The sequence below is a fragment of the Subtercola frigoramans genome, from assembly GCF_016907385.1.
In the GTDB taxonomy this organism is placed as follows: domain Bacteria; phylum Actinomycetota; class Actinomycetes; order Actinomycetales; family Microbacteriaceae; genus Subtercola; species Subtercola frigoramans.
The window spans coordinates 2,259,108-2,282,673 of the sequence record NZ_JAFBBU010000001.1 but is presented as its reverse complement, the minus strand read 5'-3'; the positions used below and the strand labels follow the sequence as shown (position 1 = coordinate 2,282,673).

Here is a 23,566-nt window from a genome sequence, read left to right as displayed (position 1 = left end):
GCAATCTGTGCACGTGCATCTGAGAGTTGGCGCATCATCGGTTTCTCCTCCTACGCCCGATCGCTCCAGCCGGAGGAGTCGCGGGCGCTGGCGAAGTACTGGTCGGGGTGAGCGCTCCAGGGGCGACCAGATCCGTGGATGAGGCGTTCGCGGCAGCGGCGACAGCTTGGTGATGCTGACGGCTGACCCGGAGGACTTCTGCAGGGTCGCTGATCTGACGTGAGGGTGGCAGCGTTTTCGCCAGAGCCCAGTCGGTGGTGACGCCATCTGCAACGAGCTTGACGTAAATCTCGAACTTGGCGAGCGACATAAAGTCCTCTGCCGTGAGTTCGGGAGCAAGCCTGGCGAACGTGTGGGCGTCTTCGTCTGATTCCATTTTGAACGCGATCTTTGTTCGAGCGTTGCTCCTGACGGCGCTCTTCATCTCTTTGGGCAACTGGTCCCAGAACTGGGTCGCGAGAAACCAGGAGACAGACAGTGACCGGCTGCGGGCGAGCGCTTCTGCGAGTGAGACGGACAGGCTGCCGTTCATGAAGCGGTCTGCCTCATCGACGTAGACGAAACCGGGCCACGTTGCATGATCTTTCTCGGAGGCTCGCTCCTGCGCAGCCTGCCACGTTTCAGCCAACACGAGCGAGCCGAGCAGGTCTGCAGTGAGGGGTCCCACAAGCCCTTCGTTCAGCGGCAACAGAACAATCTTGCGCTCGCGGAAAATGTTGCGCAGCCGGAACGCCGGATGACGCTGACCGAGAATTTTGACGACGGCTGGTCGAAGCAGGATCGAACGCAGTTTATTCATGGGCGATGCGATCACGAGAGCCTGTTGTGACGGCTTCAGATCGTCGAACCATGCCCAGAATCCGGCGAGTGCGATGTCTCCTGAGACTGCCCCAACCTGACGAGCGCGATAGGCCGGGTCTGTCCAGAGCGTTGGGAGATCCATCAGGGTGTTGGGATAATCGACGGTGCCTGATCTCGCCAGTGTTCGGAGAGATGCCGAGAAGATGTCTGCGGTTCTTGGTCCCCAGCCTTCGCTGAAGATCTTTTTGAATACGGCCAGGATGCTGTCAGCGACGACGTCGGGATCGCGGCCTGAGGCGTCGAGCGGGTTGAACCCGACCGGGTTGTCGTCGGTGGGGTCGATTTCGACAACGTCTTCCCAGCGCTCCTCTGGGATGCGACCACGGATGAACTGGGGGATCTGGGCTTTCGGATCAATGACGAGTACGGCACCACCCGATTCGATGTCTCGCTCAATGAGGTGCTGCATGAGCGTCGTCTTGCCGACACCCGTGGGCCCTATGGCGAATGCGTGATAGAGCGCCGCGGCTGCATCGAAGCCAAGAAAACGCGAGTCTCCCGGTGCGAGGGCTTGAGCGAATACACGCGGCCCCGTGTGAACTGAGGCTGCAGCGCGCATAACTTTCGGGTGCAACGGGGGCATGCCAGGAAGATGACCGTCGCCAACAGGCCAACCGGTGAGAGGTACGAGCTCGGGAACGGAGAGACGAAGCGACCATCGTCGGGGGATCGAGGACATATCAATTCGCGATGCTGCTATACGAACGAGGTCAAGGTGGACACCAGGAGCCTGAGCCACCGATAGTCCGGCGAGTAGCTCAAGTGCAAACCGCTCGCGACGCTCAGGTGTGGGCGCGGTGACGCCGATTCGTAGCTCGCATGACAACCCGTAGTGAGCAGCTCGGTCTCGCACACGGGTGCGATCCTCCGAGCTTGCGTCGCGCTGTCCTACCGTGAGGGCCTGAACCACCGTCATGCCGCGAGGGTCTTTGATTTTGGGTGGCACCGTCCGAGGAGGGACGCCCGGGCCGAGCACCAGTTGCATGACGGCGGCCTCGTTTGTCTTGTACTTGCGAGCGAACGCCGAATAGAGGCTGCGCGCCACACCCACCGGATCATGCGTGGAGAGCGGGAGGCTCGCGGGACGTACGGACACCAACGCAGCGGAGTGCATTGATGGCCGTACGTATCCCTCGAGACCTGTCATGACCGTCCCCGGTACGAGATCGTCGAGCAGTCGCCGAACTCGCTGCAGCATGGTGGCATCACAACCGACCAGATGCGCGAGGCCGGTCTTGTCAGCTCGGGTCTCGAACACGACAGGTAGTCGCGATCGATCTGAAGCCAGGCGAACCAGGAACGCTTCGATGTTGTCGAGTGGCAATGGATGCGGCAGGAACAACCTTGAATAGATGAGCGGTGTGGGGTTAGGCATTATCGACCTCATCTACATCTGCACGTGCTTCGCCGTTCGACGACTTCAGGTTGGTAGCAGGCGGTTTTTCTACCGGCGTGACGATGGAAGTCGCGTCGTGCAAGATCAGCGCGCCAGCGAGCCGCTGTTGTTCCGGCGGATCGACGAGGGCGCTAAAGACGATGACCCCTGAGTCATTGGCGCGGGTGTACGACCGAGTTGTTCGTCGTGGCTGTGATCTAGGCATTGGGTAGGTTCTCCTTGAATACAGGTCGACCCACCAGCCGCTGTCCACTTTTAGGGACAGATCTCCTGCCGCTTGTTATACGTCCCGTTTTGGGGACTGTAAAGCAGATTGTTAATTCCACAACGACTCCACGGGGGCGAATGCAGTCATGGTTACCACCGCTCATTTCTTGCCTTGATGATGCGTACGACTGCCCAGATGGCACCGATGAGCACCGCAATGATGAGCAGCCAGACCCAAAACCGAGCGATGAGTTCGAGCGCTATCCAGAGCGCAATTACCCCGCCCAGCAGTGCCATACAGGCTCGAAAGAACGTCTGAGACATCGAGAGTTTCGCTTTCTTGTCGCCATGCTTCTCGCTCACGGGTTGGCCTTTCTGATGACGCCGTCAGCCCACTGATCGTGGCTGCCGGAGATGGGATCGAGGGCTCTTGCCGAATACATCGGAACGTCGAAGCCTTTGATGTGGATATCTGAGCCGCCTGGTACCTCGTTGCCCCAGTGGTCGAACCCGGGAAAACGGCGACGGGCGAACAGCTCGAGGTACGGGCCAGGGGAGCAACGCTGGATTGCGACCATGATCTCTTCGGGCTTGTGCGAGTGATCGGTCAGAGGTGCGCGAACGACGTCGCGTTGACCCTTGAACAGGATCGGTGCTCGACCCTTCGTGAAGAGATAGAGCGTTTCGTGAGAGCCGCGCAAGTAATTGCCGAGGCCGGTGCGATCCTTATCCCAGATGAGTTCTGACCGAAAGGTCAGGCCCCAGATGTTCTCCGCAATCCGCTTGGCATCCCACTTCGATGCGGTCGTCGCCCAGATCCAAACGTGCGCGTTTTCATCGAGCAACTCGGGAACGGGCAGCCGCGCGATTTCATCGGTAGTCATGAGCGAGTAGTGCTTGACCGCGCCGAGGTGCCCACGCTGCAAGTGAGACCAAGGCGGATCGAGCACGACTGTCGCGTAGCGCTTAGTGGGGTAGATCCCGCCACTATTGGGTTTGTTGGTCATGTCGTACTCCTTTCGTAGTTGGTGACTGCGAATAGGTATACGGCGAGCGGTTCCGGCTGTGAATTGTCTCTTCGCCCGTCCCTTCTCGAGACGCGACGGGCGAACTGACGCGAGGCTACTCATGGTGATCCCCGGCCTTAGAGGACGGAATTGGTGCCACCGCATCCGTTGTGTAATCGACACCAGCGCGCAACCGCGCAGGGTCGTATTGCCCGGCGCGCGCGAGCTCAGCGAGAAGGGATGCGCCGAGTCCGAACTGCACGTAGTTCAAGATGAAGACGCGCTGATTGATCAGGTAGCTGCGATTGACTGAAGAAGACATGACGGTACCGATGGCGTCAGCGTGCAGTAATCGCCATGCCAAGCTGTCGGGCTTGAGGCCGTTGCGTTCTGCCTCATCGAGGTGGTCGATCGCGATGTCGACTTCATGCGGGTTCGTGAAGTCACGTTCTCGTTCGACGTGTGTCACGTCATGCCAGAACCGGTACGCGCCAATAGCCTCCGGGGACGTGAAGATCACGTCATGGCAGCCCACGTTGCTGATCGGGAGTGGTGTCCCCGTTTCGCGAGAGTGCTCCCAGGCCTCAAGTAGCGCATGCCAAGAGTTGGGTGCGTCTGCCGTTGGGATCCATCCGAATCCGACGCGCTCTGCAGCCTGCTTGGCCATGCGCTCGACGAACTCGGTTAGTTCTTGCCTGGCGGCTGCCAGTTCGGTCTCGGAAAACGAGATCCATGGGAGGGTATATCGGAACATTACAAGTCTGCTTTCTTTGAAGAGTTTTCGGGGGAGAGCGGTGGAATTGACGGTTGAGTGCGGAGCTCATGCAGCGGCGAGAGACGTCGACCACGCCTCGTCGCCGTCAGCGAGCGATGCACAGCCGCAGCGACCGCTCCGAGCGGGTCGTCGTGCGAAATCCGCGTGATCGAGATGTTCTCGCCGCGCAGGTCTGGCGGCGGCTCTGCGCTCAGTACGACGGCGTGCACCTGGCCCGGAAAGCCCTTGAGCCGGTTGAAGATGTCGTCGAGATCGTCATCGAACAACTCGAAGTCGGAGAAGATCGTCAACCGAACGTCATGGTCTGCATAACGTTCAGCCAACTGCTCAGCCTTCGCGAGCGCTGGCCCCAGGTTGCTCGAACCTATCGCGCTCGCCGGAATTGCGAGGGCTGCCCTTACGGCGAACAACGACCCTGCTCGGTTGAGCGGAAGCACCGTGGTGTCACCGGTAGAGGGCTGGTCAAAGTGAATGACTGCAACCTTCGGGCGCCTCGTGAAGCTCCACGCTCTAACGACTTGAACTGCGCGGTAGGCCTCAGCGAAGCGATTGCCCACCGGATCTGCGCCTGATACGGCTGACACGGAACCAGAGCTGTCGAAGCTGAGTGCATCGAGACTCGGGCGAGCCGGATCGAATCCAGGGAAGCCAAGATCTAGTCCGTCTTCGAGGGTGGCGTCGTCAAGTGACGGTTCAGGCTGTAGACGGCTCGCGAGGGGCAGAGAGCGGCGGAAGGGCGCGTTCATGCTGACGCTCCAGACTTGCGTGAGCGGCGACCGACCACAGCTTGAGGCTGAGGCCGAGGCTGCGAATCTGGCCCGTGCCCGACAGTGCCAGGGTTGTGGGCGAGGATTCGCCACTTGGCCGCCGTGACTGAGCGCTTGGCGGCGTCGCCCAGATGGGATTGTTCCGCCTCAATCGATTCATGCTCTGCGAACTTCTCGAGGTACTCGCGGCGAGCGCTATTGCCGGCAAGATGCAACTGGCGTTTGATGGCCCGGTCGTACTCTGCGGTGAAGTTGTCGAGCAAATCGCTGATCTCGTCGCCGTAGGCATACGAAGAGGCCAGCGATCCGAGCATGATGGCGGCGGCAAAGCACCCGAACACGAGCCCGGTGAGGCCGCCATCGATGCTCGCACGGAGGGCGAAGATGCCGCCCCCGACGAGCACGCCGATCGCGAGCGAGACGCCGATGATCAGTCGGATAATGACCGTCCCCGAGTCACGGCCCGTGAACAGGTGCGCGAACTGTTGCTGTTCAGGGGTGAGTGCGTCGAGGTCGCGCTCGCGCCGCATGCTTTCTCGAACCGACCGGAGATCCTTTCCGACTAGCCCCGCAACGACGGTCGCAGTTGCGGCGGATAGTGAGAGCACGAAGGCGTTCAGTGGGATCTCGCCCAAGCTAATTGCGGCTCCCGATATTCCAGCGATGTCTCCGACGAGAAAGGCGATCGTGCGAGCTACGTAGAACAACTTCGCTTTGGGTGCTCGGGTACGAAACGCGGCCAGCGCTTTCATTGCAGCCGTGCGACTCTGGCGAGCCTCGTCGAGTAAGGTCGCGTCTCCCGCGGCCACCTGCGCGGCCGCCTCTGCCTCTGGGCGAAGCCCACCTGCTGTCAGTCGAGCTACCCGAGAAGCCGCGCTGGCGGCGGCTGCGAAGAGCGGGGTTTGCTCAAGGGCGCGCTCATCGAACTCCTTTTCTTTCCAGGTTTCGATCACGTCGGTCGGGCGCGCTTGCAAGGCGGCAGAATCGACCCGATGGAACGATGTGTTATCTGCTTCCTGCGTCAGTTCGAACCCGGCAACGAGCTGTCCGTCTTTCGCTGAACTGCGCTGAACGCGCTGCTTCTTGTTGGTCGCCATCGCTGTCACTTCCAATCCGTAACTGACAGGCACGAAGAGGCACCAGTTTGAGCACAGAGGGCGTCATAGAAGTCGATAAGGGCCTCGATCTTCGACGAGGGAAGCGGATCACCCGCGACGCGGCCAATGCCGGCCACAGTGATGTCAACGTCTGGCAGTTGCGGCATCGGAATACTGCGGGCGAGTTCCACCGCCGTATCTTTGGTTAGCACGTCGGTATCAAGGTTGATGCCACCAACGTTCTGCTCGCCATCAGTCAGAATCGTTTCTGCCATCTTGTAGTGATCGCCGAGCTGAAGTTTCTGCTCCGCTGCCACTCGATAGATCCCGATGATGTCGGAACCGTCCTCGGGAAGTTCAGCCAGCGACTTCCCGTAGTTCGCTTTGACTTCGGTCATCACTTGGTCGACGGCATCAGGCACACGACGGAGCTTCGCGATATCTGTTTCCCCAGCGACGCTGACGTCGCCATCAAAGATCGTTGAGGTCGAACCCGACGACGACGAAAACGCTGAGATGGTGAGATGCCCGCCACAGATGACGGTGCGGGTAGTGATTTCTTGAACGATGCTTAGCCGCTCAGTGTCGGACGTAGTAGAGCGGCCCGAGCTAGTTCCGTCGATCTCGATGATCGAGGCGAGCTGTTGACCCTTGGGGCACCCGTCGAGGATCTTCTGATCGTCTGCGAGGATGCCTGTCGTGGCGCTCGAGCATCCGGCAAGACCGGCAAGAAGTGTCAGGCTTGTCAGAATCTTGAGAACCGGGGCAGCAGCTTGGCCATGTGCTTTGTGTTTCGAACTTGATGACTGACGTAGTTGTAGGTTGGAATTCGTCACGACCGACGACCTTTCTTCATTTCGCAATTGATTGGTTACTGGTGTTTGAGTGGCAGGAGTGGCCCGTTGGTGCGGGGCCACTCCGTTGGCGATCGATCATCAGATTGCTTTGATGATCAGGAGTTCGACCTGGGTCGACACCAGGGTGAGGTTGTGCACCTGTTCCAGCACGTCGTCACCCTCGAAGAAGTGCCCGTCGTTTTCGCGGATCACTTCAGCGGTCAGCTGGTAGAGCTGAAACAAAGCACTGTTGGCTTCGCTGATCGCATCGAGGAGCATTCCGCGAAACGGGTGCAATCTGATTGGCATGGGTAGGGGGACGAGCTGGTTATCTGCATCTTCTGTGTTTGTCATGGCTCCACATTTGCCGTCTCGCTGTCTGCTGCAACCGTGTGAACGTAGGCCGCTAGGACACTGCTAGGACGGCGTTCTTCCGCGTCGAAGTTAGAAGCAGTGAGTATCGGGGCGCACTCGTCCATTGCGCTTGCTGCCCCCGGTCGGGAGCAAAGAAAGTCGAGGGCAGGGGCCCTCAGACGCGCCCAGAACCAAAGAAAAAGCCCGCTCTTGTAAGAGCGGGCGGGTGGCCAGACGGATGAACTTTTTGATGATTAGGCTGAATCCAGTGTCAACGGTTTGCTGAGAGTGGAAGTGCCGTCGTAGGTGGGCTCGCTTGCGAGCTTGTCTCGTGATCAGGTGTCAAATAGTTACGAAGCAGAAACGCTTCCACTTCGAGTTTCACCTGCGGCAATTGAGCAGGCTGCTCCGTTGGTAATTGTTTGGCCACGGCGGCCTCCTTATTGTTAAGGGCCACCCTGGTGAAAGCATACTATAAACATGAGGAATTGTCAATAGGCTACCATTGGGCATGACTGCAGTGAACGTTCCGCAAAAACTTCGACTCGAAATGTCTGCGTTCGTTACTGGCCGAGAGCAGTTAGGAACCTCTCGAGCAAGATATGTTTTGCATGAGAGCACTCACTCGTTCCCTCTGATCGAAGCGCTGGTCCGGGACGGTGCCGGTGCTCACTGGGGCGACAATTTCGCCTGGAGGGTCATTCGCGACCTCTTGCTCAAGGTTGAGGATTCGGGCTGGCGAGAGAATCCTTATTTGGTCGCCGCAAAGCACCTACTGGCACTCGACGGCCCCTACGACGATGACCGTAAGGTCCCAGGTCGTGACCCAGATCTGACTATTCGATTGTTGCGCCGACAGCTCCCAGGTTCGGGCGGCAGCTTCTTTGAGTGGGCAGTTCTCCGTAGGTCCTTCGCGGCCAGGGCTTTGGGCGCTTCGGACCCTGGCGTTTTCAAATCAACAAGACCCAGCTTTGCTGCAGTTGGGGCGGCGGTGGCCGAGCGGCTCATGACTGCGAGCGCTGATGGAACGATTCGAGACATGGTCGCGCGCTACGAGAAAGAAGCGCAAATTCCTCAAGAGCCGACAGATCAGGATCGTTACTACCAACGCCCGAGAACTTGGCAGAACAGGGAGCAACTTGTGAGTTCTGCTGTTAGTGATCTTCAGCGTTCGGATGCGAACATATTGCAGCTTCACGGTGAGCCGGGAATGGGCAAAAGCTTGCTCGCACCCGAAATCTTGCGAGCTTTAGGCTCTGAACTGCCCATAGTGGTGATCAGGAATTCATCTGAAGCCCGCAAGTTCCAGGACTTGAGACTCTTGCGCCGATCTCTGGGGCAACAAGACCTGCAGAACGGTGAGCTCGTTCTTGTCGATTTTCAGGAGATGATCGCCAAAGGCAGCGGACTGCTTGGGGGCATCGTCTTGGATGGAATCGAATCAGTTGAGGCGCTGCTGCTCCTCTGTCCTGAGGTGGCCTCGATTCCGGTCGTCGTGACGTCTCAGAGTCGCTTCGACGTTCCTGGGATGGCCCACGTTCGGGTCCGAGAATTTCGAAACGAGGAGGCCAAAGACTATCTACTGAGCCAGGTGCCTGACTTAGATCCTGAGCTTGCCGAGCAGTTGCGGAGGAGGTTTGCCAACTACCCACTCGCGCTCCACGCTGTGGCTTCCTATTTGGTTCAGTTTGAAGGACTTGAAATGGAAGCGAGGGCTGCCGAGGTACTTCGCGACCCTATTCGAGCTCTCGGTCGCCTTACTCGTCAAGGCGGGCGTCAGATTGCAATTCAAGATGTTTACCAGAGGATCATCGACAGCCTGTCGACCGAGGATGATGAAGTGCTCGACGTTCTCGACGCGCTTCTTTGGCTAAACGAGCCCGTGATCCGGATTGTCGATCATGTACCGGGCAGGCTCGGAGACGTGATCACATCGAATCAAGTCCAGCTTGATGTTTCGATTTATCTCGACAGGCTCGAGTCATTTGGGTTACTGCGATTGTCGGAAACGGAAGTTGAATTCCATGCCATCACACACCGGCTACTCAGGACTATACGCGTGGGCGTGATGGAGACGACGGTGCGCAGATTTTTGGCGGTTCTCGAGGCTGAGCCAGGGTTGAGTAGGTCGAGGATGTTTGACGCGCTTCGTTACCGCGTGATGACCGCTGTCGCCCACCGTCAGACCCAAAACGATCCGGAATTCGATGAGGAACAGCTTCGCTTTACCGGGATCGACAGCTCGCTCGTCGTGATGGTTGACCGCGATTTCAACGACGAACGAGAATCCGAGCATGGAGTGCTGTTCTATTCTGATCTACTTGCCCTCGACGCAGATGAAGTTGTTGAGTACGGGGGATCTCTGATGAATGTGATGGACACCAGTACTCACATTGCGCGTCTATACAGGCATTTCAACAGGCTCACTGTTCAAGTCCTCACTCTGTTCGAGTTCGAAATGATGGGGGATCTTGACGCGCCAAAATTGCGCGCAAACCTCGTGGCCCAAGGCGAGATCACCGAGGCATTGATTGAAAAGCATTTCTCCTGGGCTCGAGCTCAGCTGCCTCCGGAAATTAAGTCTCAGTGGCCTTTCAAGCCACATGGTCATGCTGATTTTACTGAGGCGTTTAGCGACTGGCTCGATAAGCCAGAAAACGCTCACTACCTGGAATTGCCTGGCGAACTGGACTAGTTGATCCGGCACCCGCTCGCTTCGAGCAGGCTAGGGGTGGTCGCTCGCGGCCACTCCTATCAACCCTCGCGTTGGATCCTTAGATGCCTCGAAGCAAGCAGCGTGCCTAACTGACTCGTAGTGAAACTCGCAGACTGCGATCACTTCAATAAGCGGCGGACAGGAGACCTTGATCTTCTGGTTAGCGATGCGCGAGCAGCGGTCAACAACGCAATCGACCTGATAAGGGACGTCACTCATGATGAATAGCTTTCCGTGGATGCCCTGCGCTTGACTGATTAAAGCTCATGCTTCATAATCCTACGCAGATATTGAAATAATTGGAGTTTTATTCAACAGAGCTATGGCGCGACTACCTCAACCAGGCAAAGACAGCGGGCAGTGGGGTGACATCCTTAATGACTTTCTGACTCAGTCGCACGATGCGCATGGCAATCTGAGAGACAACGTCGTTACCGCCAACGTGATTGCGGATAGTGCCGTAACTGGAGCTGCGCTTGCGGATGGCGTAGTGACCGAATCAATCCTCTCGTCAGCCGTCCAGACGAAGCTCAATGCAGCAGGTTCAGGCAGTGTGGCCGACGACACGATCACAGCCGCAAAATTGCAAAGTAACTCTGTCACGGCCGTGAAAATTCAGAACGGCGCGATCGACGAGACGAAGCTCGCCGCCGCCGTCGTTACGAAATTGAATGCGGCACCTACCATCGCGGATGGAAGCCTCACGGCAACCAAGCTCGTGGCCGCTGTGCAATCAAGCCTCGGTAAGGCTGACACTGCGCTTCAGTTGGCAGATATTGCCGGCAAGGCGGACGACGCTGCCGTACTACATAAAGCGGGATCGGAGACCATCACCGGGACGAAGAACTTCACAGGCGGCTTGTCTTCAGGTGGATCAGCAGTAGTGGTTGACTCAGATGCGCGTTTGACTGATCAGCGCGTTCCGATCGATAGCTCGGTGACCACTTCAAAACTGCAAGATAGTGCCGTAACTACGGCCAAGCTGGTTGACGGAGCGGTGACCGCATCCAAGCTTGCACCGGGTACCTTTTCGACCGTTGCTACTAGCGGTTCGTATGCGGATCTGATTACCAAACCGACCATTCCCGCAACGGCGAGTGACATCGGTGCTGAACCAGCTGGGCTCTCGTCCGCAACGCAGACATCCCTCTCTGCCGCCTTTGCGCCAAGGGCCCCGCAGACCGCTGTGAAGACTTCCATGTATACCGCGGCGGCGGGTGAGATCGTCAGAACAGACGCAACCGTGGCACCATTTACAATCACTCTCCCTACCGCTCCCGCTGACCGTAGCCGTGTGACTGTGAAGAAACTCGACGCAACGACGAACGCAGTTAGCGTCGCTCTAGGCGGTTCGGACAGATTCAATACCACAACAGGGACGACGACAAGCACCCTGAACCTCATGAACCAGGCACTTACCGTTCAATACGACAGCGCCACCTCCGTCTGGCTGGTCGTATCCGATGACCTGCCTTTATCGCAGACGGACGCCCGATATGCCGAGAGGCCCGTCGCGTCGCGAAATAGCCTAACTAGCTACTTTCATGCAACTGGGTTTGGCGTGAAGGCGGACGGTCTAACCGATGACACTGCCGCGCTTCAGGCTTGCATTAACGCTGCTCAAGCAGCCGGGCCTGGCAATACCGTATATCTGCCGAAGGGCACTATCCTAACCACCGGTATCACTTTGGCCCAGAATAAGCTCGTGCGCTTACAGGGCATGGGAATTGGCTATGTGGGCGGTGACGCTGGGACAAAGATTCTGCGAAACGGCGCGGGAACGGCCGTGCTCCTGCAGGGTATTGGTGATCCAACGACTCTTACCAACGTTGGCGACCCAACTAAGAGGTGTCGAGTAGAGATTTACGACCTCGAGCTGAATGGAAACAATACTGCCGGGGAAGTGCTGAACATATTCCGTGGCTCTCAGGTTCGAATCGAACGTGTCAGGGTGCGCAATTCCGCCGGTATAGGCGCGCATTTCACGCAGCTTTTCAACAGTTCTTTCTCGCAGCTTTTCATCTCTTATAGCGGAAATGGAACCGTACCCGCACTTCTGCTCGACGGTACTTCGGGCGAAGGGACGGCGGCAGGCGGTAATACGATTCACTTCGACTCGTGCGAGTGGGAAACTAACGCTGGCACGGACATAAAGATCGACGGTTCATCCGCTGACATTGCGCCTACAGCTGGCGTGACGTTCACGAACATAAAGATCGAGCGTGGCAACGGAGAATATCCCCTGATTGACATGCAGTATTGCCACACGGTCAGCTTCATCGGGCTTTACGGCTACGTCGGATCTAGCGCGACCGCGCTCGTACAGCACAACTCGAATTTGGGTACATCGAACCGTATTTCAAGTTCATCGCTGGCCAATGGTGGCTTTCCCGCTTATCATCTCGCTCATACGTCTGGGTGGTTACAGCTTTCTAGCGTGCGATTCTCGGGAACACCCACGACTGGGCATGTGCAGATTTCGTCAGGGGTACCTTATAACGCTCACGAAGCCCGGAACGTGTCGGGTGATGTGCCGTCAAAACTATATGTTGATGGTCGTGGTGCAGGAGCTTTCGGAGTACGTATCGTGTCATTGCCTCTCGATTTCTCGTCTACCGCTTTTGTTGCAGTGGGCAATGCCGGTGCTGGTGTGAGCTTCGCACACGGTACGAGCACACCCTTCGTTTCTGGAATCTTCACCATCCCTAATGACGCTCTGGTCGGTGGCACAGCGGGGATTGTGATTCGGTGGTGTCCGTCGACCACCACAGGCGGCAACGTGCAATGGGCAGCTATAGCCCAAGATGTGACCACAGCTTCAGTCATATCCTCGGGCGGCGCCACTTCAACCGTGACAACAGCGGCAGGTACTACGGCGTTCGCGTTGAAAGATTCCCCAGGCCCCGGCCTGACGGTAAATCCGGGCCATATGATGCGGTTCAAACTCTACCGGGATGGCATAAACGCCGCAGATACCTATGCGGATCCTGCTTATCTGGTCACGGCTCACCTTCAGTATCAGTACTCAGTGTGAGAAGCGGCTTCCCAATCTGCGGCAAAGATCGAAACCTGCATGGTGAGGTGCCTCTGCCATAGCCGATCGAGCGCGATTTTCGATAATCAAACCGCGAGGTTGTGCCAAACTAACCATGAAATATATGGGGGAGTAGCCGTGAGGCTGAACAGAATTGAATTGATCAATCACAGTCGATTGAAAGATCTGAACATCGAGGTTCGCGAGCATCTCGTTGTGATCGGTGCTAACGATGTCGGGAAGACATCGCTCTTCAGATGTCTCAACTTGATCTTGGGTGCAACGGCACAGCAGCTATACCAAGGCATCACCGTTGATGATCTTGGCCAAGCAGACGAACCCTTCATTTGCCGCGTGTCGCTGATCGACTTCTCTGATGACGAGCGCGCCCTGTTTCCCGATGAGACTACGATCCAGGCGGATGGCAGCGAGGTCTTGATCGTTGAACTCTCTGTCGAGCGCAGCCCCGATGATAACGAGCAAGTCATCATTCGTAGATGGTTTCCTGAGGGTACCGATCGGACACCTAACCGTGGTCAACTCGACGCCTTTGGATGGCAATATTTGCCGGCCAGCAGGTCGTCTGCCATCGAGTTCATGCAGGGTCGTCGCAGCCCGCTTCGGTCGCTGCTTGAGTCGACAGACCTCGGGGCGGACAAGCAGGCACTCGTCGAGACGCTCGATGCGTTCAATGGCAAGTTGGAGTCGAACACCGCTCTCGAAGACCTTCGCAACATGATCGCTGAACACCTATCGCGCTCAATGCCCAAGGTGATCGACAAGTCGGAACTCACTATCCGCACGACAGCCGATCCCAACTCCGACGTGCTCGAGGACGTCACTCTGTTCTTGAAACGCGATGAGGGCGTTCGCGCGCTTGCCGATCAATCTGACGGTGTGCGGCAACTCATGACCATGACATTCTTCGACCTCGCGAAGTCAGGTGCCAACATGGTCGCGATCGACGAGCCTGAGCTTCACCTCCATGCTTCGAGTCAACGCACTGTCGCGGAGCTGTTCGCAAGCGGAAAGAATCAGCGACTTCTCGTGACGCACTCGCCTTACATCGTTCAGCGGTTTGAGCCCAAGCATGTGCTTGTAGTGACTGCCGACCAAGAGGTGCGTCAGATCCCTTCCTCGAGCTTTTCCTCGGTTGAAAAGGAGATGGCGAACTGGTGGTCGCCCCGCCTACTCGAAGCACTCACTTCGCGACGAACTCTTGTTGTTGAGGGCATTGCAGACCGAGTCTTTATCGAGGCGTGCGCTCGCAAACTGGGTGTCCCGCTCGACAAACTTGGGATCACCGTGTTGGAGCTCGACGGTGCAGACAAGTTCAAGCACGTCTACAACCTGCTTGGAAAGAATGGTTTCGATCTCGACATCATCGGACTCGTGGATCACGCCGAACGCGGATCGTGGATGAGCGCCTTGTCCATCAAGCCAAAGAACATCAACAAGAAGGTGCTCTTCGTTGCAAATGCGGATCTCGAAGACGAATATGCTCTCGGGATGGGCGGACCTGCGGCGGGTCAAGCACTCATCGATGAGGGGGTATGCCGTGAGCAAGGGATCTTGCAAGCTGCCGGTGTCTCAGCCGTTGCAGATTTGACGGAAGCGCAGGTTGCTGAGTTTGCCCGTGACCGTAAGGTCACCAGTGCTGTTGCCGTCGGTAAACACGTCACCGTCGATCAGATCGCCCGCATGCCCGCAGTTTCGGGTCTGTTCGACTACATCAAGAGTCTCGACGTATGAGCGCCATTCACCCGATCGGTAAGCAGATCGATGCGGTGGAGAGCACAGCGCAGCAACTTCTGCTGGTTGCTCCTCCTGGTTGTGGCAAAACAGAAGTGATTGCGATGCGGGCTCATCATCTCGTGACACAGGGCACAATCCGAGAGGGTCGACGGCTTCTGGCGATCACCTATTCGAAGCGCGCTCGCGACAATATGGCACGTCGAATTCAACAGAGCCTGGGCCACGAGCGAACTCGCGGAAGCGTCACCGTACAGAACTTTCATGGACTCTCTGCCCGAATCGTTCGGGCCCACGGCAGAACGCTCGGAATTCCGGAAGATGTTCTACTCCCATCGAAGCGATGGTTTAGCGACACTGTCTCGCCGCTGACCTCAGACTGGGACGCGCGGGGCGAGGCGGAGACGCTGCTTAGGAAGCTGAAGTCTCAACCGATCGACGACGACGAGTTGCTCGAACTTGTCGTCGCGTCGAGAAATCAGATCGCCTTCAAAGTTGAAGAGGCGAGACGGCTCCAGAACAAGCTCGATTATCCCGACTTGCTTCGCCATGCTCAGCGACTCCTCCATGTTCCGCAGATTGCAAACCTCTACCAACAGCACTTTGACGCATTGCTCGTGGATGAGTTTCAAGATCTTTCGCAGCAACAACTGGACATCGTGTCGTTGGCCGCGCCTCGAAACGCGATGTACGTCGGGGACCCCCTTCAAGGCATTTACTCATGGGCAGGGGCTGAGCCCGCCACGGTCGAAGCGGAACTGGTCGCCCGCTGCGCTGAGCGCGTTGACCTTGACATCTCGTATCGCTCGTCGCCCGAAGTGCTCGCGGTTGTAAACGCTGTCGCGCGCCCCCTTGGCGCGGTGGAGCTCTCCGCAGCTGATCCCGACGCCTGGGATCCGTCGGGCCATGCCTACGCCTTTTCGTTCGATACTGATGTCGAAGAAGCCGCCGGAATCGTGCGAGTGGCTCGCCGTCTCGTTAGGAAGTACCCCACCGAATCGATTGGTGTGATCACCAGGTCGCGTTATCGCAGGGGACAAGTCGACATCGCCATGTCAGCCGCGGCAGACATTCCGGTTCAAACGTGGGATATGTCTCTCGATACACCCGGCCTGCTTACGACGCTCAAAAGCGCAGCGAGAGGGATCAAGACTTCAAAACCGCTGACTGAACAGCTTCAGTTGCTCTTTGAGCGCGCGGCGGCGGTCATCGGAGACGACGACGTGGAAACCATCAATGAGCTGACGGACGCGATTTCGATACTTCGGGAGAAGGCGGTTGAAGGAGAATCCATTCGAGACGCATTGGCGCGCTTTCGCGAGGTGCATGTCACGGATGCGATCGCGCCGGGTGTCCATCTCCTTAATGCGCACATTGGAAAAGGCCAGCAGTTCGATTGGGTCGTGGTGCTCGGTCTGGAGGAGGGAAGCATCCCGGCATTCCAAGCGAAAACAGCTGAGGAGATCGCTGAAGAGGAGCGAGTCTTGATGGTCATGCTGTCCCGCGCAAAGCGTGGCCTTATCATCACCAAGTCAGCTCGGACCACGAATAAATACGGGCTCAGAGTGCAACGCGAAAGTCGGTGGTGGTCGACTGTTGCGGGAGCCACAGAGACTGTCGCAACAGCTACAGAAAACTTGGTGCGGGGAACCTAGTCCAATCGAATTTAACTCGGAAACGGATCAGGTCTGACCGACTGATCTATTTAATTGGTAAGAATCAAGAGTTTTTCGAGAACTTTATCTTGGACAATTCGGATCAATTTTCGAGTACGACACTTGTATCCACCCGGGTGACCAATCGCGCGTGCCTGTGGATAACTTCGTCCTTTCGGTTGATAACACACCCGAAATTGTGAATAACACCTGTGTAATTCGCTTTGGAGGTCTGCCCTCAGCCAAATTAGCCGCTAATTGGCCACTCAATGCCTCGTAAACGGACGATCTCGGACTAGGTGGACATCGTCCTAGCTCGAGCATTTTGAGGGCTTTGTGAGGCATATGTCGGTAGGTTCACGTAGAATAGCGACGTAGAAAGAAAAGAACCCCGATCAGCCTGATCGAGCGGGGCTCGAAAGACAGATCGGGGTCTTTGTGTGTCTGTAGGAAGACACTTAGACTCTAGGCTCCCCTGCGGGCCTACGCCAAGTTTGAATTGCTGAGCTGAGTGTGTATCTGTCCTTTCTCTCAATAGAAAGGAACACCATGGCCAAATCAGGCCGTTCATCCAAGCCGTCGAAGACTGCGCTCTCGAAGGCGGGGAAGACGCTTGCGTCCAACTCGTCATCCAAGCCGTCGAAGTCGAGCGCGGGCTCGACCCTCGGTAAGGGCTAGGCGAGAGGGGCCGGCGACGCGCGCATGTTTCGCCGGCCCCTCCCTCCTCTCAACATTCAAATCTGTCGTCGCGATGGCTGAACAGTAGTTCTGCTGCACGTGCACGACAAACGAGCATTTAGGAATTGCAATGAGTATTCAGATCACGCACGTCCGGTTCGCCGGAACAACCAAAGTGCACGAGTCGATCATCAGGTACAAGTGGAAGAGCATTCAGGACGGAAGCGTCGGTGATAACGACAAGCCGTCGCTCGTCGCCTGGGTCGATACCAAGACCAACAAGGCATACGTTGGCACAGGTGCGCAGCAAGTCGCGGTGGGTGCTATCCACCCGGCAACGTCACCTGCCTACCTGAAGACGCATGCCGATGGTGTCTGGACGAATAACCTGCTGTCGCTGCCGACCTTCTAAAGCACAGCAATGAAGTGAGGCGCCTCACTTCAAAAGCGATCCCAATAAAAATAGGCGGGATCGATCTGTACGAGCTACCCGCTCTAATCTCAGATCGATCCCGCCTTCTGTTTTGTGACGGGGGCTCGTTACTGTTCAACTACCCTGACGTCGATTACCGCGTCGTCAGCGTCCGCATAAAGCAGCGCATGAAGTGCGGCGTCGAAATAGTTATCGAATTCGACCTCTGTGCGCCGCCAATCTGGGTGGGCGACGGTCTCGATTTCCACCCGAAAGCGCGCCGCTCCGAGTAACAAATGATGCAGATCGTCCGGCACACTCGCCGAGGTGAACGTGCCGTGTGGGGCACCGATCACAACGACATTCCCGACAAGCTCCTCCAGAGCTCGTTCAATAGGATCCAATAACCACCACAGTGCTGTTGCGCGGCGATTTCGCGGCAAGCGGTGGACCTTTCCTTCTTCATTGGCGTACATCGTCAACTTTGCTGTCGTCAGACGGATCGGTTCGATGTAGCCGCCGACCGCTTCCTGGTAATCGGTTAGCTCTGCGAACTGCTGCTCGTAAACGGGCATGTCTGAATCGTGTGGAATGACAATCCCGGTAACCATCTCTTGCTCTCCTATTTCATGGGGGTTGTCTCTAGCCGTGTGGCTAGAGAGTTGCCTCCACGAACGGATGGGTTCGCTGGAGAGGCTCTGCCTGACCCTCATATGGTCAGGCAGAGCCCTCCGGATGACTGCGATCAGTCAGTGGCACCTTTCGCGGATCCGGCTGAGCGGGGCAGGGGAGGGGCCTTGGCGGCTCCCTTCTCACCGGAGAAGATCGCGTCAATGGCGTTGCTCTTGACCTTGGCCTCCCGCTCGATGTCAGCCCGAACCGACTCTGCTTTGCGAAGCACAGCTGGATCAGATTTACTCTTTTCGATCCAGTGTTCGAGCGCAACGCGAATCTCTTCGGTGACGCTGCGTTCTGTGAGCTGGGCAATGATGTCCAACTGTGCACGCAGGTCGTCGGTGATGCGCACCGCCAGGGTTCGAAGCTGGCTTGATTGGCCGGATACGGATTCACTGTTCTGCTCACTCATCGTGAGCACCTCCTCTTTGTTTGTGCGACGGACGATCCGGTTGGATCATCTGAACGCCGCAGGGCGAAGGGGAGCGTGGGTAGAAGTATGAACTGAATTTCTGGGCAATCAATCGTCCGGCCGGGAATGTCTGTTGTGAAAATTGCAATTGTTCTTCATCCCAAATCGATTGAGCGTGACGGGAGCCTTGAACTAGTTCCGGCCAGTGACTAGGTGGAACATCCCTTTTCCGACGGTCAGGCTTGGTGACGCAGTGTCGGATATCCGTGACCCGGCGGGTGCCCGGTAAGGTGAAACGAGGCTCAATCTGCAACCCGAGAATCGCGGGTCTGCCGACCGCCTGACGAAAGTCCCCGACCCGGAAGAGCGCACTTCGAATGGCATTCAGTGGACGACTCGAGCTCACCTGGACCAATAAAGACCAGACGCTCTTGTCGTCAGCGGACGGTCGTTACGACTACACGTGGGTTGATCCGTCCGACTACCGCGCGTCCGAGGTTCGACTGCTCAACACCGTAGGGTATGTGGAATCGCCGACGCCCGAGGAGTCCGTGATGTCGCCTACGACTAAGAATCTGCTGATTACCGGGGACGCGATGCACGTTCTTGCTTCGCTGAACTCGATTCCCGAGTACTCGGACGAATACGTCGGAAAAGTCAAACTCGTCTACATTGACCCGCCGTTCAACACGCAGCAAACATTTGATCACTACGAAGACAACATCGACCATTCGATCTGGCTAACGATGCTCAGGGACCGGCTGCGACAGATTTGGCCACTTCTTAGCGACGACGGTTCAGTTTGGGTGCACCTTGACGACTCGGAAGTGCACCGCTGTAGATCGGTGCTAGACGAGGAGTTCGGGCCGGAAAACTACGTCGACACGGTCATCTGGCAGAAGGCGTATAGCCCCAGGAATGACGCGCCGCAGCTCAGCACGGATCAGGACTACATTCTGATCTACTCGAAAAAACGGACGTGGCGCTCTAACAGGCTGTCGAGGCTCGCTGCGCGTGATGCTCTGTACGTTGCTAGCGACGGTGACAGTCGTCCTTGGATTTCGGGTGACCCGGCCGCGCCAAGCGCGAAACGCAATCAAGGCTGGGTTTATGCGATCCAGTCTCCATTCACTGGTGAGCTTATCTATACCGCGGCAGGCCGATGCTGGGGCTCGAAACAGGAGACGATGAAAGATCTGCTCGAGGAGTGGGGCGTCGAGTATGAGATGGAAGATATCGGTGACAGCGCTCGCCGCGCCATGATCTGCGGGGTTCCTGAATCCGAAGTACGTCCTGGAGTGAAATCCCTCCTCGTGAAGGGGGACCTAGAAGCAGCCAAGGTCGTCGCGCAGGCGAGGTACGAGCGAGGCGCGTGGCCTCGCCTCTATTTCACAAAAAAGGGCCAGGGCGGCCTCAAGCTGAAGCGTTATTTAGACGAAATCAGCGGGTCGAGAGCGCCGCAAACTCTCTGGCTACACAGTGAAGTTGGTCACAACCGAACTGCAAAGAACGAGATCACCAAGATGTTCCCTGGGGTCAACCCATTTGCAACGCCTAAGCCTGAGTTGCTGCTGCAGCGCGTTATCCATATCGCAACCAATCCGGGAGACATCGTTCTTGACTGCTTCGCCGGATCCGGGACTACAGCTGCTGTAGCCCACAAGATGGGCCGACGCTGGGTGACGAGCGAGCTGCTCCCATCAACTGTCGCATCATTCACCAAGCCCCGACTTGAGATGGTGATAGCGGGTGAGGATCAAGGTGGTATCTCAACGGTGACAGATCGAGTTCCCGTAGACGAGCTTCCGCCCGGCCTAACTCCGCAAGAGGCCCAGGTATTCAACGCACTGCTCCGAAAGGTAACTCCCGCGGTAGAGGGTCTCGATCCGGGGACCATCAGAGCCCTCCGTTCAGCGACAAAGACCGCTGACGAAACGACAGTGAACTGGTTGGGCGGCGGTGCGTTCACGCACCTCGTGGTTGGACCGTCGATGTTTGAGAAAGTTGGCGATCGTATCTATATCGCGGACTGGGCTGTGCACAGTGAGCTTGCTCGAGCCGTTTGCGCTCAGATCAAAGTGCGATACCAACCCGATGAAATCAGTTCAGGTCGCGACGGAGACACAAGAGTTGTCGTGATCGACGGGTTGGTCGTGGGGGACACCGTGAGAGCGATTCTCGACAGGGTCGCAAGAGAAGAATGCGTCGAAATCTGGGCGACTCAGATTGATGATGCCGCTGGTGAGGTTCTTCGAGACCTCCGGCCAGGATCGCGATTGCGCAAGATACCCGATTCGATCCTGACTACGTACCGAGCGGTTGCCTCAACCGTCTCTCGTTTCGCGAAGGAACCGTCCGATGTCTGACCTCACCATTGAGTATGACCTTCTCGCTGAGGTATCGCAGAGGCTCCAGCTTCGCGAACCGAATCGAAAGGCAGTGGAATCGGTCATCCTCGAAACGTCGCAGTATTTCGACGTGGAGCAAAAATCCGCACCCTTCGAATGCATCGTCGATTCAGCAACGGGCGTGGGTAAGACATACGTTCTTGCCGGCCTAATCGAGTACCTCGCCGGTGCCACTCCGCCCGTTCGTAATTTCTTGATCATCGCTCCCGGATCCACAATTCGGGACAAAACGATAGCGAACTTCACACGCGGTCATCGTCGATCTCTGACGGGGAGTCTCCGCTGCGCTCCGTATCTAGTGACCGCCGCAAACTTTGACACCGCCGCTACCCGGCGGATGATGGACGACCGCAGTGTCACGAAGGTGTACGTGTTCACCGTTCAGGCGCTTTTGTCACCATCTACAGATGCTGGACGCAAGACTCACGAGTTCCAAGAGGGCCTTGGTGCGGGGCTATACGAGTATCTGGCGAACCTGCCCGACCTGGTGATCTTCGCGGATGAGCATCACTGTTACACAGGGCCAGCCTTCAACAGGACTATCAAAGATCTGAAGCCGCAGCTGCTTATTGGACTCACAGCTACTCCTGCCAAGGCCGACGAAGCGAAGATTGTCTACAGGTACCCGCTGTCATTCGCGATCGCTGATCGCCTGGTAAAGAAGCCAGTGCTCGTCGGGCGAAAAGACGATGCTGCTGACGATCTGACGAAGCTTGGTGACGGCGTCAACTTGCTGAAATTCAAAGCGTCAACGGCTGAGCGCTATTGCGCGGAGAACGGCATCCCGCGCGTAAATCCGGTCATGCTCATCATTGCCCAATCAATTGAGGAAGCGGAAGACTATCGAGCCCTCCTCGAATCGACTTCATTCGACGAGGGGGCATGGGCCGGTCGCACACTTCTTGTTCACTCGGGTCTGCCTACTGCCGAGAAAGAAGAAACCCTTGCGGCGCTGGATGCCGTTGAGGATCCGCAGTCCCCGATCCGAATCATCATCTCTGTTGGCATGCTCAAAGAAGGATGGGATGTCAAGAACGTCTACGTAATCGCCTCAATGCGGGCATCAGTGTCGGAGGTTCTGACCGAGCAGACACTTGGCCGAGGGATGAGACTTCCATTTGGAAAATACACTGGCATCGAATTGCTCGACACAGTTGAGGTGCTCGCGCACGAGCGCTACGAAACGCTGCTTCGCAACAGAAACGTCTTGAATCAGGCGATCATCGATCACGCCACACGCGCGGTCATTCGGTTGCAAGCTGATGGAACCAGAATCGTCCGACAGGAGACTGAGGAAGTACCATTCACTCTTTCGATCCCCGGAGATTCTGACGTACCCGTGTTTGACTCAGGTGATCTGGCTCCGAAGAGTTTCGTCATCGATCTTGATTCGAGAACCAGCCAAGCTGCGGCACAGACTGCTGCCACGGCGGGCGGCTCCGTGGCGTACGCGCCTGTCGCCGGGCGTCGGTCGATCAAGATTCCACTTCTGCGTGCGGTGGCGGAGTCGCGAACAACTTCGCTCAATCAAATAGTCGACCTCGCGCCGTTTTCGCAACTCGGAGCGAGCTTGGCTGAGTCCGACGGCCGAGAGCTAATTAGGACCGTACTCGATTCCAAGAGGCTCGATGCCACACACGCCAACATGACGGCTTCAGCTGCTGCCGACTCGGTTGAAGGTGCTTTGTACGACATCCCGCTCGAGGAGTCTCGCGCAGCGCTCATCAGTAAAGTGCTCGCGTCTCCTGAGGTGCCTGCGCGGGCAACCGAGGCGGGTGCCGCCGAGCGCATCGTAGATGCGGTCATTACCGCGATGGGTGCGAACGCTCGAGAGAATCTCTCGCTGTACCTTGAGCGCTGTCAACGCCGATTGGTTGCCGAAGTTGGTCGTCGTCTTCGGGTAGTTGCAAGACCGGTCGACTATGTCGACACCGTCGACGTAATTGAGCTCAACAAAATTCGGTCTACCCCAAAGCAGCCAATCCACAGTCACATTGGTGACTTCGATCGCGACGTAGCGTACAACTCTTGGGCCAAAAATCTCTATTCTCATGCTTGGTTCGATACGAGCACCGAGTTTGCCGCCGCGCAGGCGATAGACGCAGGCACCGACGTGGTCGTATGGGCGCGCCTTCACAGGAATGATGTTCCAATTCAGTGGACGCATGAAGGACGTACCTACAATCCGGATTTCGTGGTCGTCGAACAATCATCGGGTCGAACCCTGAGCTGGTTGGTCGAGACAAAGCAGAACCGCGAGATGGAGTCTGAGGAAGTTCAATCCAAGCGTCTTGCAGCTCGGGCGTGGGCAAATACGCTCAATTCGCTGAATCCAGACGACGGTGAATGGCGCTATTTGTTGCTCTCGGAAACGGACGTCTTCGACGCGCGTGGTTCATGGTCTCAGCTCAAAGGCTTTGGACGGTAGTCGAGGGAAGTCGGAGGAGCGGGGGCCGGCTCGATTTCGTCGTTGGCCTCACGGCGAATCGGAATCTCCCATTTTGGTGGCTGCGGTCATCTGAAC

Annotated in this window: 19 protein-coding genes; 8 read left to right on the top strand and 11 right to left on the bottom strand. The window is 57.1% G+C overall.

From position 1 onward, the window contains the following. Nucleotides 1-34: 34 nt before the first annotated feature. The 9 genes from JOE66_RS10670 to JOE66_RS10630 all read right to left on the bottom strand — a co-directional run bounded on the left by JOE66_RS10670 (nucleotide 35) and on the right by JOE66_RS10630 (nucleotide 7,300). A complete protein-coding gene (locus JOE66_RS10670) occupies nucleotides 35-1,420 on the bottom strand; it encodes a type IV secretory system conjugative DNA transfer family protein (RefSeq protein ID WP_239518712.1) in 1,386 nt (461 codons plus the stop codon). Between the two features lie 808 nt (nucleotides 1,421-2,228). Beyond that, complete coding sequence (locus JOE66_RS10665) at nucleotides 2,229-2,462, bottom strand: hypothetical protein (RefSeq protein WP_205109299.1); 234 nt, start codon at nucleotides 2,460-2,462, stop codon at nucleotides 2,229-2,231. Nucleotides 2,463-2,614: 152 nt separating this feature from the next. Beyond that, nucleotides 2,615-2,827, bottom strand: a complete 213-nt coding sequence (locus JOE66_RS10660; RefSeq protein WP_205109297.1) for a hypothetical protein — start codon at nucleotides 2,825-2,827, stop codon at nucleotides 2,615-2,617. Next, a complete protein-coding gene (locus tag JOE66_RS10655) occupies nucleotides 2,824-3,471 on the bottom strand; it encodes an MT-A70 family methyltransferase (protein ID WP_205109295.1) in 648 nt (215 codons plus the stop codon). The genes JOE66_RS10660 and JOE66_RS10655 overlap by 4 nt, the downstream gene beginning before the upstream one ends. Before the next feature lie 115 nt (nucleotides 3,472-3,586). After that, nucleotides 3,587-4,225 carry a hypothetical protein gene (locus tag JOE66_RS10650; RefSeq protein ID WP_205109293.1) on the bottom strand — a complete coding sequence of 213 codons (639 nt, stop codon included), beginning with the start codon at nucleotides 4,223-4,225 and terminating at the stop codon, nucleotides 3,587-3,589. Next, nucleotides 4,225-4,569 (bottom strand): hypothetical protein, encoded by a 345-nt coding sequence (locus JOE66_RS10645; protein WP_205109291.1) that lies wholly within the window; start codon nucleotides 4,567-4,569, stop codon nucleotides 4,225-4,227. Before JOE66_RS10645 ends, JOE66_RS10650 begins: the two co-directional genes overlap by 1 nt. 419 nt (nucleotides 4,570-4,988) lie before the next feature. Beyond that, the gene (locus JOE66_RS10640) at nucleotides 4,989-6,110 is read right to left on the bottom strand and encodes a hypothetical protein (RefSeq protein ID WP_205109289.1); all 1,122 of its coding nucleotides are present in this window, start codon (nucleotides 6,108-6,110) and stop codon (nucleotides 4,989-4,991) included. A 5-nt stretch (nucleotides 6,111-6,115) separates the two neighbouring features. Next, nucleotides 6,116-6,946 (bottom strand): hypothetical protein, encoded by an 831-nt coding sequence (locus JOE66_RS10635; protein ID WP_205109287.1) that lies wholly within the window; start codon nucleotides 6,944-6,946, stop codon nucleotides 6,116-6,118. Nucleotides 6,947-7,045: 99 nt separating this feature from the next. Continuing rightward, the gene (locus tag JOE66_RS10630; RefSeq protein ID WP_205109285.1) at nucleotides 7,046-7,300 is read right to left on the bottom strand and encodes a hypothetical protein; all 255 of its coding nucleotides are present in this window, start codon (nucleotides 7,298-7,300) and stop codon (nucleotides 7,046-7,048) included. A gap of 511 nt (nucleotides 7,301-7,811) precedes the next feature. Between JOE66_RS10630 and JOE66_RS10625 the strand changes: the two genes are divergently transcribed. The 6 genes from JOE66_RS10625 (at nucleotide 7,812) to JOE66_RS10605 (ending at nucleotide 17,547) form a co-directional block, all read left to right on the top strand. Next, complete coding sequence (locus tag JOE66_RS10625; RefSeq protein ID WP_205109283.1) at nucleotides 7,812-9,995, top strand: ATP-binding protein; 2,184 nt, start codon at nucleotides 7,812-7,814, stop codon at nucleotides 9,993-9,995. Between the two features lie 511 nt (nucleotides 9,996-10,506). After that, a complete protein-coding gene (locus tag JOE66_RS17660) occupies nucleotides 10,507-13,050 on the top strand; it encodes a glycosyl hydrolase family 28-related protein (protein WP_205109281.1) in 2,544 nt (847 codons plus the stop codon). A 138-nt stretch (nucleotides 13,051-13,188) separates the two neighbouring features. Beyond that, the gene (locus tag JOE66_RS10615; RefSeq protein ID WP_205109279.1) at nucleotides 13,189-14,802 is read left to right on the top strand and encodes an ATP-dependent nuclease; all 1,614 of its coding nucleotides are present in this window, start codon (nucleotides 13,189-13,191) and stop codon (nucleotides 14,800-14,802) included. Further along, the gene (locus JOE66_RS10610) at nucleotides 14,799-16,457 is read left to right on the top strand and encodes a UvrD-helicase domain-containing protein (protein WP_205109277.1); all 1,659 of its coding nucleotides are present in this window, start codon (nucleotides 14,799-14,801) and stop codon (nucleotides 16,455-16,457) included. Before JOE66_RS10615 ends, JOE66_RS10610 begins: the two co-directional genes overlap by 4 nt. Before the next feature lie 549 nt (nucleotides 16,458-17,006). Then, nucleotides 17,007-17,135 carry a hypothetical protein gene (locus tag JOE66_RS17485; protein ID WP_275576817.1) on the top strand — a complete coding sequence of 43 codons (129 nt, stop codon included), beginning with the start codon at nucleotides 17,007-17,009 and terminating at the stop codon, nucleotides 17,133-17,135. Nucleotides 17,136-17,265: 130 nt separating this feature from the next. Continuing rightward, nucleotides 17,266-17,547: a DUF3892 domain-containing protein gene (locus JOE66_RS10605; RefSeq protein ID WP_205109275.1), complete on the top strand. Its 282-nt coding sequence runs from the start codon at nucleotides 17,266-17,268 to the stop codon at nucleotides 17,545-17,547. 128 nt (nucleotides 17,548-17,675) lie between these two features. On the opposite strand, the gene JOE66_RS10600 is transcribed toward JOE66_RS10605, so the two are convergent. Beyond that, entirely contained in the window at nucleotides 17,676-18,158 is a 483-nt protein-coding gene (locus tag JOE66_RS10600; RefSeq protein WP_205109273.1) for a DUF3846 domain-containing protein, read from the bottom strand. Between the two features lie 134 nt (nucleotides 18,159-18,292). Further along, nucleotides 18,293-18,634, bottom strand: a complete 342-nt coding sequence (locus tag JOE66_RS10595) for a ribbon-helix-helix domain-containing protein (protein WP_205109271.1) — start codon at nucleotides 18,632-18,634, stop codon at nucleotides 18,293-18,295. A gap of 377 nt (nucleotides 18,635-19,011) precedes the next feature. Here JOE66_RS10595 and JOE66_RS10590 point away from each other — a divergent pair, with 377 nt between their 5' ends. Further along, nucleotides 19,012-21,000, top strand: a complete 1,989-nt coding sequence (locus JOE66_RS10590) for a site-specific DNA-methyltransferase (RefSeq protein WP_205109269.1) — start codon at nucleotides 19,012-19,014, stop codon at nucleotides 20,998-21,000. Then, entirely contained in the window at nucleotides 20,993-23,470 is a 2,478-nt protein-coding gene (locus JOE66_RS10585) for a DEAD/DEAH box helicase family protein (RefSeq protein ID WP_205109267.1), read from the top strand. Before JOE66_RS10590 ends, JOE66_RS10585 begins: the two co-directional genes overlap by 8 nt. Nucleotides 23,471-23,566 lie beyond the last annotated feature (96 nt).

Coding starts and splice junctions, on each gene's coding strand:
- JOE66_RS10595 (WP_205109271.1), bottom strand. CDS start 18,634: ATGAGTGAGCAGAACAGTGAATCCGTATCCGGCCAATCAAGCCAGCTT.
- JOE66_RS10605 (WP_205109275.1), top strand. CDS start 17,266: ATGAGTATTCAGATCACGCACGTCCGGTTCGCCGGAACAACCAAAGTG.
- JOE66_RS10585 (WP_205109267.1), top strand. CDS start 20,993: ATGTCTGACCTCACCATTGAGTATGACCTTCTCGCTGAGGTATCGCAG.
- JOE66_RS10630 (WP_205109285.1), bottom strand. CDS start 7,300: ATGACAAACACAGAAGATGCAGATAACCAGCTCGTCCCCCTACCCATG.
- JOE66_RS10625 (WP_205109283.1), top strand. CDS start 7,812: ATGACTGCAGTGAACGTTCCGCAAAAACTTCGACTCGAAATGTCTGCG.
- JOE66_RS10610 (WP_205109277.1), top strand. CDS start 14,799: ATGAGCGCCATTCACCCGATCGGTAAGCAGATCGATGCGGTGGAGAGC.
- JOE66_RS10640 (WP_205109289.1), bottom strand. CDS start 6,110: ATGGCGACCAACAAGAAGCAGCGCGTTCAGCGCAGTTCAGCGAAAGAC.
- JOE66_RS10665 (WP_205109299.1), bottom strand. CDS start 2,462: ATGCCTAGATCACAGCCACGACGAACAACTCGGTCGTACACCCGCGCC.
- JOE66_RS10590 (WP_205109269.1), top strand. CDS start 19,012: ATGGCATTCAGTGGACGACTCGAGCTCACCTGGACCAATAAAGACCAG.
- JOE66_RS10655 (WP_205109295.1), bottom strand. CDS start 3,471: ATGACCAACAAACCCAATAGTGGCGGGATCTACCCCACTAAGCGCTAC.
- JOE66_RS10670 (WP_239518712.1), bottom strand. CDS start 1,420: ATGCGCGCTGCAGCCTCAGTTCACACGGGGCCGCGTGTATTCGCTCAA.
- JOE66_RS10650 (WP_205109293.1), bottom strand. CDS start 4,225: ATGTTCCGATATACCCTCCCATGGATCTCGTTTTCCGAGACCGAACTG.
- JOE66_RS17485 (WP_275576817.1), top strand. CDS start 17,007: ATGGCCAAATCAGGCCGTTCATCCAAGCCGTCGAAGACTGCGCTCTCG.
- JOE66_RS10600 (WP_205109273.1), bottom strand. CDS start 18,158: ATGGTTACCGGGATTGTCATTCCACACGATTCAGACATGCCCGTTTAC.